This is a genomic window from bacterium, from assembly GCA_021372515.1.
Taxonomy (GTDB): Bacteria; Gemmatimonadota; Glassbacteria; order GWA2-58-10; family GWA2-58-10; genus JAJFUG01.
The window spans coordinates 1-14,196 of the sequence record JAJFUG010000089.1 but is presented as its reverse complement, the minus strand read 5'-3'; the positions used below and the strand labels follow the sequence as shown (position 1 = coordinate 14,196).

The 14,196-nt window shown below is 62.5% G+C and carries 12 protein-coding genes; 10 read left to right on the top strand and 2 right to left on the bottom strand.

What is annotated here, in order from left to right; translation table 11 throughout:
• Positions 1-115 precede the first annotated feature (115 nt).
• The 7 genes from hslV to LLH00_08985 all read left to right on the top strand — a co-directional run bounded on the left by hslV (position 116) and on the right by LLH00_08985 (position 7,221).
• Positions 116-664 carry an ATP-dependent protease subunit HslV gene (gene hslV, locus LLH00_09015; GenBank protein MCE5271412.1) on the top strand — a complete coding sequence of 183 codons (549 nt, stop codon included), beginning with the start codon at positions 116-118 and terminating at the stop codon, positions 662-664.
• Between the two features lie 126 nt (positions 665-790).
• On the top strand, positions 791-2,248 hold the full coding sequence (hslU, locus tag LLH00_09010) for an ATP-dependent protease ATPase subunit HslU (GenBank protein MCE5271411.1): 1,458 nt from the start codon (positions 791-793) through the stop codon (positions 2,246-2,248).
• A 55-nt stretch (positions 2,249-2,303) separates the two neighbouring features.
• Positions 2,304-3,266: an ornithine carbamoyltransferase gene (argF, locus tag LLH00_09005; protein ID MCE5271410.1), complete on the top strand. Its 963-nt coding sequence runs from the start codon at positions 2,304-2,306 to the stop codon at positions 3,264-3,266.
• Entirely contained in the window at positions 3,263-4,357 is a 1,095-nt protein-coding gene (gene gcvT / locus LLH00_09000; GenBank protein ID MCE5271409.1) for a glycine cleavage system aminomethyltransferase GcvT, read from the top strand. Before argF ends, gcvT begins: the two co-directional genes overlap by 4 nt.
• 205 nt (positions 4,358-4,562) lie before the next feature.
• Positions 4,563-6,161, top strand: a complete 1,599-nt coding sequence (locus LLH00_08995) for a DUF4091 domain-containing protein (protein MCE5271408.1) — start codon at positions 4,563-4,565, stop codon at positions 6,159-6,161.
• A gap of 108 nt (positions 6,162-6,269) precedes the next feature.
• Positions 6,270-6,449, top strand: a complete 180-nt coding sequence (locus LLH00_08990; GenBank protein ID MCE5271407.1) for a DUF2188 domain-containing protein — start codon at positions 6,270-6,272, stop codon at positions 6,447-6,449.
• A gap of 211 nt (positions 6,450-6,660) precedes the next feature.
• Positions 6,661-7,221: a SocA family protein gene (locus LLH00_08985; GenBank protein MCE5271406.1), complete on the top strand. Its 561-nt coding sequence runs from the start codon at positions 6,661-6,663 to the stop codon at positions 7,219-7,221.
• A gap of 406 nt (positions 7,222-7,627) precedes the next feature.
• Here the strand turns inward: LLH00_08985 and LLH00_08980 are convergent, their stop codons facing one another.
• Positions 7,628-8,581, bottom strand: a complete 954-nt coding sequence (locus tag LLH00_08980; protein MCE5271405.1) for a hypothetical protein — start codon at positions 8,579-8,581, stop codon at positions 7,628-7,630.
• Between the two features lie 184 nt (positions 8,582-8,765).
• Here LLH00_08980 and LLH00_08975 point away from each other — a divergent pair, with 184 nt between their 5' ends.
• From LLH00_08975 to LLH00_08965, 3 genes are read left to right on the top strand one after another with little or no spacing between them, the layout of a single operon-like run.
• A complete protein-coding gene (locus LLH00_08975; GenBank protein MCE5271404.1) occupies positions 8,766-11,057 on the top strand; it encodes an O-antigen ligase family protein in 2,292 nt (763 codons plus the stop codon).
• A gap of 7 nt (positions 11,058-11,064) precedes the next feature.
• A complete protein-coding gene (locus tag LLH00_08970) occupies positions 11,065-12,864 on the top strand; it encodes a hypothetical protein (protein MCE5271403.1) in 1,800 nt (599 codons plus the stop codon).
• A complete protein-coding gene (locus LLH00_08965; GenBank protein ID MCE5271402.1) occupies positions 12,848-13,561 on the top strand; it encodes a HEAT repeat domain-containing protein in 714 nt (237 codons plus the stop codon). Before LLH00_08970 ends, LLH00_08965 begins: the two co-directional genes overlap by 17 nt.
• 79 nt (positions 13,562-13,640) lie before the next feature.
• On the opposite strand, the gene LLH00_08960 is transcribed toward LLH00_08965, so the two are convergent.
• On the bottom strand, positions 13,641-14,196 hold a 556-nt coding region (locus LLH00_08960), incomplete at its 5' end, for an Asp-tRNA(Asn)/Glu-tRNA(Gln) amidotransferase GatCAB subunit B (protein MCE5271401.1).

The following is a 14,196-nucleotide window of genomic DNA, read 5'->3' as shown; positions in this document are numbered from 1 at the left end:
GCGGAGAAGATAATTTTCTGACAGCGTTACACTCGGAAGTATATTGAAAATAAGCCTGAAAAGTTGTATCTTAATTTTTTCCCAAGTATTTCAAACGGCTTTTACGGACGGTGAAATGATCGACAGCGGAAATAATTCGACTCACGGCACCACGATCCTCTCGGTGCGGCGTGACGGCAAGGTGGCCATGGGCGGGGACGGCCAGATCACGGCCGGGGACACGGTGATCAAGGCCGGGGCCAAGAAAGTGCGCACCATCCAGGAGGGCCGCGTGCTGGCCGGGTTCGCCGGCGCGGTGGCGGATGCCCTCACCCTGTTCGAGAAATTCGAGGCCAAGCTCAAGGATTTTCCCTCCAACCTGCCGCGCGCCTCGGTCGAGCTGGCCAAGGAGTGGCGCACCGACCGTTATCTGCGCCGCCTGGAGGCCCAGCTCGCCGTGGCTGACCTGGAGCACAGCTACCTGATCAGCGGCAACGGGGACGTGATCGAACCGGATGACGGGGTGCTGGCGATCGGCTCGGGCGGCTCCTACGCCCTGTCCGCAGCACGAGCCCTGATCCTGCACTCCGCGCTGCCCGCGGGCGAGGTGGTGCGGCGCTCGCTGGAGATCGCCGCGGACATCTGTATCTACACCAATCATCAGATCACTCTGATCGAACTCTGAACACGGAAGCAGGGCTGAATTTACATGTGCAGCGATGAAACGAAAGACTCCGGCGAAGCCGGGCCGGAGACGGCAAGCGAAACCGGGGGCGAATCCGAAAGCGGCCCCGAGAGCGACCTGATCGACCTGTCCAACGTGTTCACACCGCGGCAGATCGTGGAGGAGCTCGACCGTTATATCGTGGGCCAGGAAAAAGCCAAAAAGAGTGTGGCGATTTCGATGCGCAACCGCTGGCGGCGTCAGAACGTCTCGGATGAGATGCGCGAAGAGATCATGCCCAATAACATAATCATGATCGGCCCCACCGGGGTGGGCAAGACCGAGGTCGCCCGCCGCCTGGCCCGTCTGGCCGGCGCCCCCTTCATCAAGGTGGAGGCGAGCAAGTTCACCGAGGTGGGCTACGTGGGCCGGGACGTGGAGTCCATCATCCGCGAGCTGGTGGAGCTGGCTGTCTCGATGGTGCGGGGCGAGCGGGAGGACGATGTCGAGGAGCAGGCCCGCGAGCAGGCCGAGGAGCGCATCCTCAACCTCCTTCTGCCGCCGCTTCCCCGGCGCCAGGTGTCCCAGCCGGCTGCTGCCGGGCAACCGTCCGGCGAGGAAAGCCGCAGCGTGGAGGCCCTGGTCGAGCCACTGGATGAGGCCGCTGTCGCCCCGGCCGCTGAGACCGACTCCCCCGAGCAGCAGGCCGAGGCCGAGAAACGCCGCGAGCGCAGCCGCGAGAAACTGCGCCAGCAGTTGCGAGAGGGCCTCTTGGAGGAGCGCAAGGTGGAGATCGAGGTGAGCGGACGGGGGGCGCCCCTGATGGAGTTTATGAACAACATGAGCCTGGAGGACATGGATGTCAATTTTGCCGAGATGCTCGAGGACATGTTGCCCAGGCGCAAGAAAAAGCGCGAGGTCAGCGTGGCCGAGGCCCGGCGCATCCTGACCCAGGAGGAGATGCAGAAGCTGATCGACGTGGAGGACATGATCAACGAGGCCATCGACCGGGTCGAGGAGACCGGGATCGTGTTCCTGGACGAGATCGACAAGATCGCCGGGCCGCCCTCCAAGACCGGTCCGGATGTCTCGCGCGAGGGCGTCCAGCGCGACCTTCTGCCCATTGTCGAGGGCTCCAACGTGCCGACCAAGTACGGTCTGGTGCGCACCGATCACATTCTGTTCATCGCCGCCGGGGCGTTCCACCAGTCCAAGCCCAGCGACATGATCCCTGAGCTGCAGGGACGGTTCCCGATCCGGGTGGAGCTGGAGTCGCTGACCGAGGAGGACTTTGTCCGCATCCTCACCGAGCCTAAGAACGCGTTGATCAAGCAATACCAGGAGCTGCTGCGCACCGAGGGCGCCGAGGTGACCTATTCGCAGGATGCGATCCGCGAGATCGCCCGGATGGCGTTCCTGCTGAACCAGCGCCTGGAGAACATCGGGGCGCGGCGGTTGCACACGGTGATGTTCTCGCTGATGGAGCAACTGCTGTTCGACCTGCCGGACAAGCCCGAGCGCTACGTTTCGATCAGTCGCGACACGGTCCGCCAGCGCCTGGAAAAGCTGGTCCAGGACGAGGACCTTCGCAAGTACATACTGTAAGCCCGCCACTTCCCTGCGGGCCTTTGCCGTCACCCTGAGACAGACGGGAAGAGTGATGAAAAAAGACTTTGTTTCCATTGACGATTTCACTCCAACGCAGTTGCACGACCTTATCCTCCTGGCCGGCTGGCTCAAGTCCGTACGTAAGAGTGCGCGCGACATCCGTCCCCTGGCCGGCCGCAGCATGGCCATGATCTTCGAGAAGCCCAGCCTGCGCACGCGGGTCACGTTCGAGCTGGCGATGGTCGAACTGGGCGGGCATGCCTTGGAGGGCCAGCCCCCCGGAGTGCGCCTGGGAGGGCGCGAGAGCGTGCCCGATCTGGCGCGCAACCTGGAGCGCTGGGTCGATATCGTGGTCGCCCGGGTCTACAAGAACGCCACCGTGCGCGAGTTAGCCGCCAACATGCGCCTGCCGCTGATCAACGGCCTCTGCGACATGGAGCACCCCTGCCAGGCCGTGGCCGACATTCAGACCGTGTGCGAGCTGGCAGGCCCGCGTTTTCCGCACGTGCGGCTGGCTTTCATCGGCGATGGGAACAATGTCTGCAACTCGCTGCTCTTGATCTGCGGCGCCCTTGGTCTGGACCTGGCCGTGGCCAACCCGCCGGGCTATGCCCCGAGGGAGTGTTTTGTCGCGCGGGCGCGCACTCTCTGCGCCGCCTCGGGAGGACGGTTGACAGTCTGCCACGATCCGGCCGAGGCTGTACGCGGGGCCGATTTCATCTACACGGATGTCTGGACCAGCATGGGCCAGGAGGCCGAGAAACAGAACCGCGAGCAGGCTTTCCGGAGCTTCCAGGTCAACGCGCAGCTCCTGTCCCTGGCCGCGAAGGAACATTATGTGCTGCACTGCCTGCCCGCGCACCGCGGGGAGGAGATCACGGATGAGGTGATCGACGGTCCGCACAGCCGGGTGTTCGATCAGGCCGAGAACCGTCTGCACGCCCAGAAAGCCGTGATCCTCAGTCTGATGGACCCGGCCCTGGCCGAGCGTCTGGTACGGGAGGCTGGAAAATGAGTGAATTGAAACGTACACCATTGTTCGAGGCCCAGCGTCAGGCCGGGGGCCGTCTGGTGCCGTTCGCCGGCTGGGAGATGGCGGTCAGCTTCTCCGGCATCCTGGAGGAACACCGCGCCGTGCGGTCCGCGGCTGGCATTTTCGATGTTTCCCACATGGGACGCTACCGGATGGAGGGCGCGCGGGCGGCCGAGGCCCTGGACGGGCTGTTCACCGGCCGGGCCAGCGCACTGACCGAGGGCCACTGGCTCTACACCCTGATGCTGAACGAGCAGGGCGGCGTGCTGGAAGACCTTCTGGTCGGCCGTCAGCCGGACCACTGGCTGATCGTGGTCAACGCCGCCAACCGCGAGGCCGATTTCGCCCGGATCGCGCAGGCAGCCGCCCGGGCCGGGGCCGAGCTGTACGACGATTCCGACAAGTTTGCTCTGATCGCCCTGCAGGGTCCGCAGTCGCGCGGGATGCTGGAGCGGGTGGTAAACGTGAACCTCCAGGGCCTGGCCTATTATTGGATGCGCCGAGTGGTCTGGAAGGGCCTGGAGCTGATCGTGAGCCGCACCGGCTACACCGGCGAGCTGGGCTACGAGGTCTACGTGCCATCCGGCGCCGCGGTGACTCTCTGGCGCGAGCTGGTCAAGGCCGGTGCCGTGCCCTGCGGACTGGGCGCGCGCGACACGCTGCGCCTGGAGGTGGGTTACCCGCTGTACGGCCACGAGCTGGGTACGGACCACACCCCGCTGGAGGCCGGCCTGGGTTGGGCGGTCGACTTGGACAAGCCCTCTTTCTGCGGCCGCGAGGCGCTTCTGCGGCAGAAAAAGGAGGGGCTGAAAGTCCGTCTGCGCGGGTTCACCGCCTCGGAGAAAGACATCCCGCGCCAGGGCTACGAGTTGCTGCACGAGGGCCGGACCGTGGCCACGGTGCTTTCGGGCGGCCCGGCGCCGTCGCTGGGTTACGGCGTGGGCACGGCCTATCTGCCCGCGGTCCTGGCCGAGCCGGGCTCGGAGCTTATGCTCAGCCTGCGCGGCAAGCGCGAGGCGAAGGTGACAGTGGCCAAGATACCGTTCTACAAGAACGGGACAGCCAAAGCTTGATAAGCGGCCACTGACAGTGGTATATATCGAAGCGGCATTCTCGAAAGCAAAACTGAGGGTGCCGCTTCTGTTTTAAGACCGTCACCGGAAAAGGCCTGAAAGCCCAGTAGATTTTTGTTCGTGTAGGGGCGCACCCGCGTGTGCGCCCGGGCGGACGCATGGGTCCGCCCTTACATTTGCTCCTAACACTCTTGGGAAGCGAATAATGAAAAACTCATTTTATTTCGCCTTGCCGCTTGTCTTGCTGGTTGTCCTGGGTTGCGCCGCCACGGCGCCGCCGTTCCGTCTGAGCGCAATCTCCAGCCTGGTCCGGGTTCCGTTCGACTCTCCCCTGGACAGCACGCTGGCCGCCGACAGCGCCGCGATCTCCGCCGCGGGCGGCGAGTACGAGTCGTTCCAGCTCGTGCTGCACGGCCTGCGCCGCTCCCTGGATTCGGTGCGCTGCACGGCCTCGGCGTTGAAAGGCCCCGCGGGCGAGATCCCGGCTGCCGAGATCACGCTCAACCCGGTGGGCTATATCGAGACCACGGTCATAAGCAAGCAGTACCCCAGTTCCCTGGGCTGGTGGCCCGATCCTCTTCTGAATATGGAAACTTTCCCGGTGGACTCGGGCCAGGTGCAGCCGGTCTGGGTCACGGTGCACGTGCCCGCGGGCACGCCCAAGGGTGAGTACCACGGCAGCCTGGAGGTCACCTGCGCGGGCGGCGGACGGGCGGCACTTCCGCTCACGGTCCGCGTGTGGGGGTTCTCCCTGCCCGGGAAACACAGCCTCAAGACCCTCACCTGGGTCGAGCCAACGGATGGCAGCTCGGCGTTCGAGGTGGACCGGGCGCGGGATGTGGAAAACCTGAAAGCCGAGCGCGAGCGCTGGCTCGCCTACTATGACATCCTGCTGCGGCACCGCCTGGGGCCCGGCGGCCGCCTGGACCTGAGCGACGAGACCCTGCAGTATTGCATGGACCGCGGCATGAACTGTTTCATCCTGGAGAACATCCGCTCGCTCAAGGACACGGGCCGGGATGAGTACACCCCCGGCTACCTCGACTCGCTGCGCGCGCGGCTGGCCTCATATGTGAAACGTTTCGGGCCGCGCGGCTGGCTGGACAGCGGGGTGGCCTACGTGTACAACTACGACGAGGTGGACCGCAAGCACTGGCCCCTGGCCCGCCGTAACTACGAGCTGGTGAAGTCCGTGGACCCGCGGCTCAAGGTGATCCAGTGCCTCAACATCCCGGAGGGCGTGCGCGCCATGGCCGGTTTCGCCGACACCTGGGATGTCTACGTGCAGCAGTACGACTCCACCGGGGTTGAGGCTCGCGTGGCGGCCGGGGATGAGGCCTGGATGGCGATCTGCTGCTGGCCGGTCGAGCACCCGAACAACTACCTCGAATACCCCTCCATAGACCGGCGCATCATCGGCTGGATCCTCTGGAAAGAGGGGGTGGGCGGGTTCGAGTACTGGTGCCCGAACCACTGGAACGGCAACACCGGCTCGCCGGGCCTGCGCGGCGGCTGGAAGGCCAACACATTCCTGGACTACAATGGCGACGGGTATCTGCTGTATCCGGACAAGGACGGTGGCCCGCTGTCCTCGGTCCGGCTGGAGTGCTTGCGCGACGGATTCGAGGATTACGAGTACCTGGCCCTGCTCAAGAGCCTGGGCGGAGAGGCCGTGGTGCCTGCGGAGCTGGTGGCTGGGACACGGGTGTTCAGCAGCGACCCGGCGCTTCTTATGAGTACACGCGACAGGATTGCACAGGAGATAGAGAAGAGGGTGGGGAACAACCAGCAAGAGATTCGGTAAGTATTTCGTGAGGTCTTACATTATTGTTGAACCTTCAAAGACCGCGTTATAATATTAATGGGTCGTTCTGGTGCTGGACACAGAGGAAGAAGATATTCGGAGGTTAGCATGAAACAAGATAGCCAGCATGTCTCTCCACATCGCAACGGTGGCTGGAGTGTCAGGAAAACGGGGTCTGTCAAGGCCACCAAGGTGTTCGATAAGCAGGCAGAGGCGATAAAATACGGTAAGACTCTCGCAGAAAAAAATAGCACCGATCTGTACATTCACAGAAGAGACGGCTTATAAGGGAAAAGTTCAGCTTCAGCTTGGGGCTAATACAGCCGAAAAATAATTAAACAGAATAAATGTTGATTCTGATATGAATTTCGAGTATCTATATGTTTGAAGGCGTTAAAACCTGATCTATAGACATAATGTAAGGCTTTATTGGTGTCGAGGAGGCGATTGAGGGAGTAAGTGAAAAGCAACTACTCTACTGTAATCGCGGAGGTTTAAAATGATTCGATCTAGATTTGATTTTGAGAAAACTTTGCAAATGGCTTGTAGATTTATTCAGAATAACGGGGGGGGGCTCAATTATACTAAATTACTCAAATTAATGTATCTGGCCGACAGGGATTCCTTGAAAACCATTGAAAGGCCAATTTCTGGAGACAGGTTTTATTCTTTGCCAAAGGGTCCTATTTTAAGTAACGTATACGAGTTAATTAAAAACCAAGTTTTACAGGAAGAGATTCAATCAGTCTGGAATGCGCATATTATAAAGCGCAAATACGACTTATTTATTACAAAGAATCCCGGCACGGATGAATTGAGCGAGTTTGAAATTAATCTTATTGACAAATTGTCATTTCAATTTGCCAGATACACACTTGGAGAAATGATTCAATATTGCCACGATAATATTCCTGAATGGAAAGACCCCGGTTCTTCTTGTGAGCCTATCAGAGAAGAGGACATTTTATCCGCCGTAGGTAAAAGAAAAGAAGAGATTGAATCGATAAGGGAGGAAATTGAATCGGTTGAAGCATTAAATGATGTTTTGGGTAAATATTAATGTTTGCGCGGGGAGATACATTTTTCGGTCCATTGCGCATCAACGGAAAAACTCCTCACCTGTGGATTGTTCTTCATTGTGACTCGGATCGATTATTATGGGTAAATGTTACTACATTTAGAGATAAACGTGACGAATCTTGTATTCTAATGCCTGGTGATCACCCGTTTATTACCCAAGCTTCCGTTGTTAACTTTCGGGAAGCAAATGATCCTCTAATTAAATCCGTACAGGATGCACTTGCACAAACGTATTTAATTAAAAAAGAATCGTGTAGCAAAACTCTGATTGAGAAAATTCTTGCTGGTGCTCAATCAAGTCCCTTTTTGAAAAGTCGGTTTAAAGGGTTGTGTGTATAAAATACAAACTACAACTAAGTAACAATTCCTAAAAAGATGAACACCCCTCACCCGTTCAGCTTTTCTATCTCGTCGCTGATCGCCTTGGCCCCCAGGTAATCCTCATCCACCAGGGCGAAAATCTTCCGGAAATACAGCTCCATCATCTTGAAACGGTTGGGGTCCTCGATGGTGCTCACGTTGTAAAGGCTCACCACCTCGCGCAACAGGTAGCTGCCGCTGGTCATCTGCTTCAGGTCGGCGAACACCCGGCTGGTGTCGGCCTTGGTCTCGATCAGGAACATCAGCTGGCTGCTCAGCTCGGCCAACTGGCGCTTGAACTCCTCCTTGGGCATCTCGCGGTATTTTTTGTAGGGTGAAACATATTTCTCCTGCTCCGGCGGGAAATCGATCTGCTGATCTTTCTGGATCATGTAATCGGCCACGTACAGGCGGCTCTGGGCCTCCAGGATCAGGTGGCCCACCTCGGCGCTCTCGGTGCGGTCCAGGTCGAACACGTCGAACTCGAACCCGTCGTTACTCTCGATCAGCGGCAGGATGAAATCCTTGCCCGGCATGGGGATCAGGGTGGAATAGAACTCCGGCTGGGGCAGGCCGCCGGCGGCCTCGCTCTGCTCGGGCCGGCCGGATTCGGGCAGGACCTCGGCGTTGCGGCGGAACATCTCGCGGAACGCATCGAGGGTCACTCCCGGCACCTCGTCCTGCTCCTGCTCCACCACCTCGTCGATTATCCGGGCGATGCGCTGGGGGAACGAGCGCTTGATGTTTTCCAGCTCCTGAAAATATTTGGTGTAGAACCGCGAGATCAGGCGCGAGTGCTCGCGCGGCATGTGCATCACGTGCACGATCAGCTCGAGCATGTCCATCTCGCTGACCGCGCAGAACACGGCCAGAAGGCCCATCTCGGGCTGGTCCTCGCCGTAGCGCTTCGGTTCTTTCAGGTCCAGCAGCAGCACGGCCCTGCCGCTCAGGTGTTTATCATCTCCGCGCAGGCATTTCATGTCGGTCTCCCTCTCCCGTTCTCGGTGAATCGTTCTCTCATTAATATTGACCCTTCGGGTGGATTGCCGCAAGACAGTTGTCCGCTTCGGCCGCCGGATGAATATCTGGACTGATCCGGGCCGGTGTGTATATTTAACTACCGTTACACAGTCCAGAGCTGCAGTCGGAGGGAGATCGCCACCTATGTCACGCCATAAAGCCGGCCGTCAGCCGGAAGAAGCCACAGGCCTGGAATCCACCGGCTGGTCATGGTCCGGCCGTTTCGAGACCCTGGCGCGCTGGACTTTCCTGGCCGGGCTGCTTGCGGGGGCCACGCTGTTTGCCCCGGAGCGATTTTACGACGGCTTCGAGACCCCTAAGCTGGCGGCGGCCCAGGCCGCAGCCAGCCTGGCCCTTGGGCTGGGGGCCCTGTCCCTGCTGAGCCGGGACCGGCTCCGGTTGCGGCTGCCCAGCGCGGCTCTTCCGCTGCTGGCGCTTTTTGTCCTGGCCGCTGTCTCGGTCCTCTGGGCCGGCGACCGTCCGTTGGCGCTGGAGCGCCTTCTGCAGGTGGGAGCATTGGTGAGCTACGGCCTGCTGGCCTGGGCGCTGTACCGCGGGCGGGACATCCGGCCGCCGCTGTATTTCATCATCTTCGCCGGCGGGCTGATCGCCCTGTGGGGCCTGGTGCTCGACTGGTCCAAGCCGCTGCGCCTCGCAGTCTACCCGCATTTTTTCATCCAGTACAGCGAGAACTACGTTGTCGACCTGTACCGCGAGATGACCTCCAACCAGGGCAATCCCAATTTCCTGATGCATATCCTGGTGCTGACCGCCCCGCTCAGCCTGGGTGCGGCGCTGTCCGAGCTGGCCGCCTGGCGTGCCGGACGGCTGAGTTCGAGGCTTCTGGCCGTCCTGTTCAGCCTGACATTCCTGGTCGAGGCGGTCTGTTTTTTCCGCTCGCAGAACAGATCGAGCCTGCTGGGCATGGCCCTGGCGCTGGGCCTTCTGGCTGCGGCGCTGCTGCTGTTCCACCGCGGACGGATTCTGTCGCTGCTGGGCCGTCGCTGGAAAGCCCTGGTCCTGGCAATAGTGCTGGCCCTGGCGGCGCTGGTTGGCTTCACCCGTTTCACCGCCACGGGGCAACATTTCCAGGAGCGGGCGCGCGTCGAGGCAGCCCTGCGTGTCGTGCACTGGAAGACCCGCTTCGCCAGCCTGTCCGACCCGCACAACATCGATGTCTACTCGCGGGTGGTGTTCCTGCAGGCCGGCCTGCGGATGGTCTCCGACCGCCCGCTGCTGGGGGCCGGGATCGGCCAGTTCGGGATCCAGTTCCCCCGCTACAAGACCGCCCAGCACTGGGAGGCTTTCCACCTTCTGACCGAGCCGCCGATCAAGCGCTGGGCCCTGCTGCCGTGGCAGGCACACAACGAGTTCCTGCAGGCGGCGATAGAGCTGGGACTGCCGGGGCTGCTCCTGTTCCTGGCGTTCTGGGCCATGTTCGGCTGGAGCGTTTGGCGCTGCCTGGGACGGCTCCAGGGCGGGCCGCTGTTCTACCTTCTGCTGGGCGCTTTCTGCGGCCTGGCGGGCTGCCTGCTTAACGCCCTGCTCACGTTCCCGTTCCAGACCGTAACCAGCGGCACATTCATCTGGAGTGTCGCCGGACTGTGCCTGGCAGCCTGCGCGTTGCCGGAGGGCAAAGGCGAGGTGACCGTGCCGCTGCCCCACGCAGGCCGCCCGGTGCGCCTGACTGTGGCCCTGGCCTGCGTGGTGCTGGTCGGGCTGGGGCTGGGCGCCCCCTGGCGCTACCTGCGGGGAGAGAGCCTTTATTTCGACGCACTCAAGCAGCATGCCTCCAACTTGGGCTACAGTATCCAGCACAACGCAAAGGCGGCCGAGCTTCTTCCCGGCCACTATGAAATCCTGTTCACCCAGGGCTGGCTCAGCCAGCTTGACCGCGACACCACCAGCGCGCGCATCTGGTACGAACGCACCCTGGCAGTCAACCCGAATTTTCCCGAAACGTACGAGCACCTGCTGAAACTCTACTATGTGAACGGCAATTACGAGCGGGCCGGGGCTTTGCTCGATCAGTACAAGCGGGCCTATTCCGGGACGGTTCCGAACACTATCCTGATCCTGGAGGGACTCCTCGGGTTGAAAAAGGGTGATGCGGCCGGTCTGCAGAAGGCATCCATCCTGTTTCACCAGGTGGGAGCGATCGACCCTCTGATGGAGCTGGCCCAGGAATTCCAGCGGCGCGGCCTGAGCGATTCCTGTCTGGCCGTGATCGATACAGTCAAGGTCAAGCTGGACGGCGACTATTCCATCGAAACCTATCCCCAGGTGCTGTTCTATGAGGCCCGTGTGGCCCTGGGCGCCGGGGACACCGCCCGCGCCAGGGCAACCCTGGAGACGATCACCTCCCACCCGAGCGAAAGGGATGCGTTCCTTGTCGAACAGTCCAAAAAAATCCTCGGGACACTCCACGCGAAATAAGCTTCTCTTGCATGCGATCCTGCTGGTTATGCTGCTGGGCGGATTTTTCCGCAACGCAGCCGGAGCTGAGGGAGCAGCCCGCGGCCTGGCCCGGGGCCTGGCGAGGTTGGGCCTGACCCCGAACGAGATATATCCATCCCTCAATCCTTCAACAGAAATCAGCTTGGGTTCCACCCGGATTGACGGTGTTCCGCGTCAGGACCTCGCGCGCGGCCTGGGGAATATCCTGCGGGCGGCCGCGGAGCTGGACAGCTGCCGTGGGGCGATGGATTTCCTGGCCTGGATGTGCCGGGAATCCGGGATCACCCCCCAGGCGGCGGCTGTCTCGACACCCCCGGAAGAATTGATTTCCGCGGCGGACAGTCTGGACCGGCTTCTGCCCGGAGTCGGGGCGGGGCGGTCGCTCGGCCTGCTCTGGAGCGCCCGCTGCTGCGTGGACCTGGCCTTGGACAGCCTCTCCGCCGCCGAGGTGCACGAGTTGGACAGCCTGGTCCACTCTTTCCCGCTGGAGGCGGACCAGTGGCCGCATTTCCCGGCTGAGCGCATGACCCGCCTGGCCCGGAGGGCCGACCTGGGGGCACTGGCCGCGGCCCTGGCCTGCCTGGACTCGGCGGCCGCGCTCTGGCGCGCTGTGCCGCTTTCCGCCTGGCGCGGGCGGGGAAAGCTGAGCCTGGACACTCCCCTGGGACAGGTTGTGCTACTGGGGGAGGGGGCGGACAATTACCACGGCGCCCCGCTGCTGCTGGTCGATTTCGGGGGTGCGGACAGCCTGATACTGGAGCCGATGCAACCCGGCGCGGCCGGGCTGGTTCTGGACCGGGAGGGAGATGACTTCTGGTGCGCAGGCCACGGATTCGGCGGAGCGGCGTGCTTAAGCGCGCTCTGGCTGGAGGACTGCGGCGGGGACGATTCTTGGGACTGCGACAGCTGCGGCCTGGGGTTCGCCGCCTGCGGGGCCGCGGTCCTGGTCGAGCGGGGCGGCGATGACACCTATCGCGCGGGCTGCGCCTCCCAGGGGGCGGCCCTGTTCGGGTTGAGCCTTATGCTGGATGCAACGGGGGATGACAGCATGAACGTGGGCATCCTCGGCCAGGGGGCGCTGCTGGGCGGTGGGACCGCGCTGCTGGCCGATCTGGAGGGGAATGATTTCCGCGCCGCCGGGGGGCGAGTCCCCGACTGGCGCGATCCGGGGGCCACGCGCAGCCAGGCTCAGGGAGCCTCCCTGGGCCTGCGGCCTTTTGCCGGCGGCGGAGTCGCCTGCCTCTACGACCGCGCCGGGGATGACCGCTGCCGGGCCGACTGTTTCGCCCAGGGCGCGGGCTATTGGGGTGGTGTGGGGCTGCTGGTGGATGCGGCGGGCCGGGACAGTTACACGGCCGGGCGCTACGCCCAGGGCGTGGGGTTGCACTTTGCCGCGGGTTGTATCCTGGAGGCTGCGGGCGATGACAACTACAGCCTTGCGCGCGGCGTGGGGCAGGGTGCGGGCGAGGACCGCGCCCTGGGAATCCTGGTCGAGTCGGGAGGTAACGACTCGTACGGCGGCGGCTGGATGGCGCGCGGGGCGGGCGGCACGGGCGGGGTCGGCCTGCTGCTGGAGCTGAACGGCAATGACAGCTACACCTCCGGCCCCAAGCTGAGCGGAGGCGCGGGCAACCGCTGGCGGGAACTGGCCGGCCTGGGCTTTCTGATCGACTGTGCGGGACTGGACAGCCTGGACAGCGCCCCGTCGGACAGCACAACCGTGCGCAGCGGGACCTGGGGCGCGCGCGTGGACCTGGAGGGGGCGGCGGATGCGAATAAAAAATAGCCTTCGTTTCGGGCTCTGCCTGGTACTCTGCCTCTGGACTGTCTCCCGTGCGGTGACACTGGATAATCTCCTGGACAGCGCCGCCGCCGAGCCGGTGCTCTACGGCCGGCCGGAACGCTGCGACAGCCTGGTGGCGCACATCTCCGCATATCCGCCGGATTCGCTCATCGGCCGCCTCGGCACCCCCTGGGCCACATATTACGAAATCCTGCGCCGCGCCCTGGTGCGTCAGGGAGTCACTGCGCGCGCGGCGCTGCTGCTCAGACTGAGAAGTAACGCGGCCATCCGCGAGGCTCTGCCTCTGCTGCCCGTATTAGAGGAACTGGGCCGCGCCGGGGATGATAAATACTTATGGCCTTTGCTCAAATCCGGCGACACCTCTATGCAAATTGCCGCCCTGCGCTGCCTGGCGCGGTTTGGGCAACCTGGAAAGTCCTGGGCAAGACTGACCCGCCTGATGACCAGTCGCGTGGCCCAGGTACGCCTGGCTGCGGTCTGGTGCGCGGGAGAACTTCTGCGCCGTGACCCGCAAGCCCACGCTCCGCGAAGATTGGTGCAGACACTGCGGGGCCTTCTCGATGATCCTCTGCCGCAGGTGCGGTTCACGGCAGATGAAACCCTGCGGCTGGCCTGGCCGCAGGCCGCGGGCAGTCTGACCGGGCCACTGACCTCAGCGAGACCGGGTACAAAAAAGTAGGGGAGAGTTTAAACTCTCCCCTGCATTATTTCTGCAACATGTCAGTGCGTTACCGCGCGCAGTGTCATCGGGAGCTTCGTCACTGCAGCGCCTTGCGCAGCATATCATTGACCAGTTGCGGGTTGGCCTTGCCGCGGGTCTCTTTCATCACCGCGCCCACGAAATAGCCGAACACCTTGTCCTTGCCGCTTCTGAACTGCTCCACCTGCTCCGGGTTGGAGGCCACCACGCGGTCCACCACGGCCTGAAGCTCGCCGCTGTCGGTGATCTGCACCAGGCCCTTGGCCTTGACCACCTCGCCGGCCTGCGCACCCGTGGCCACCATCTCCTCGAACACGCTCTTGGCTATCTTGCCGCTGATCGTGCCCGCGGCCATCAGGTCGAACAGCCCGGCCAGGTGCGAAGGCGTTACCTTGAGGGCGGAGATTTCGATATCCTGGCTGCTCAGCACGGCCAGCACCTCGCCCATCACCCAGTTGCTCACTTTCTTGGGGTCGGCCTCCTTGGCCAGGCGCAGGGTTTCCTCGTAATAGTCGGCCACCTCGCGCGCGGCGGTGAGCACCGCGGCGTCATACTCCGGCAGCCCGTACTGCTCGACAAAGCGGCTCTCGCGCGTGTGCGGCAGCTCGGGCAGC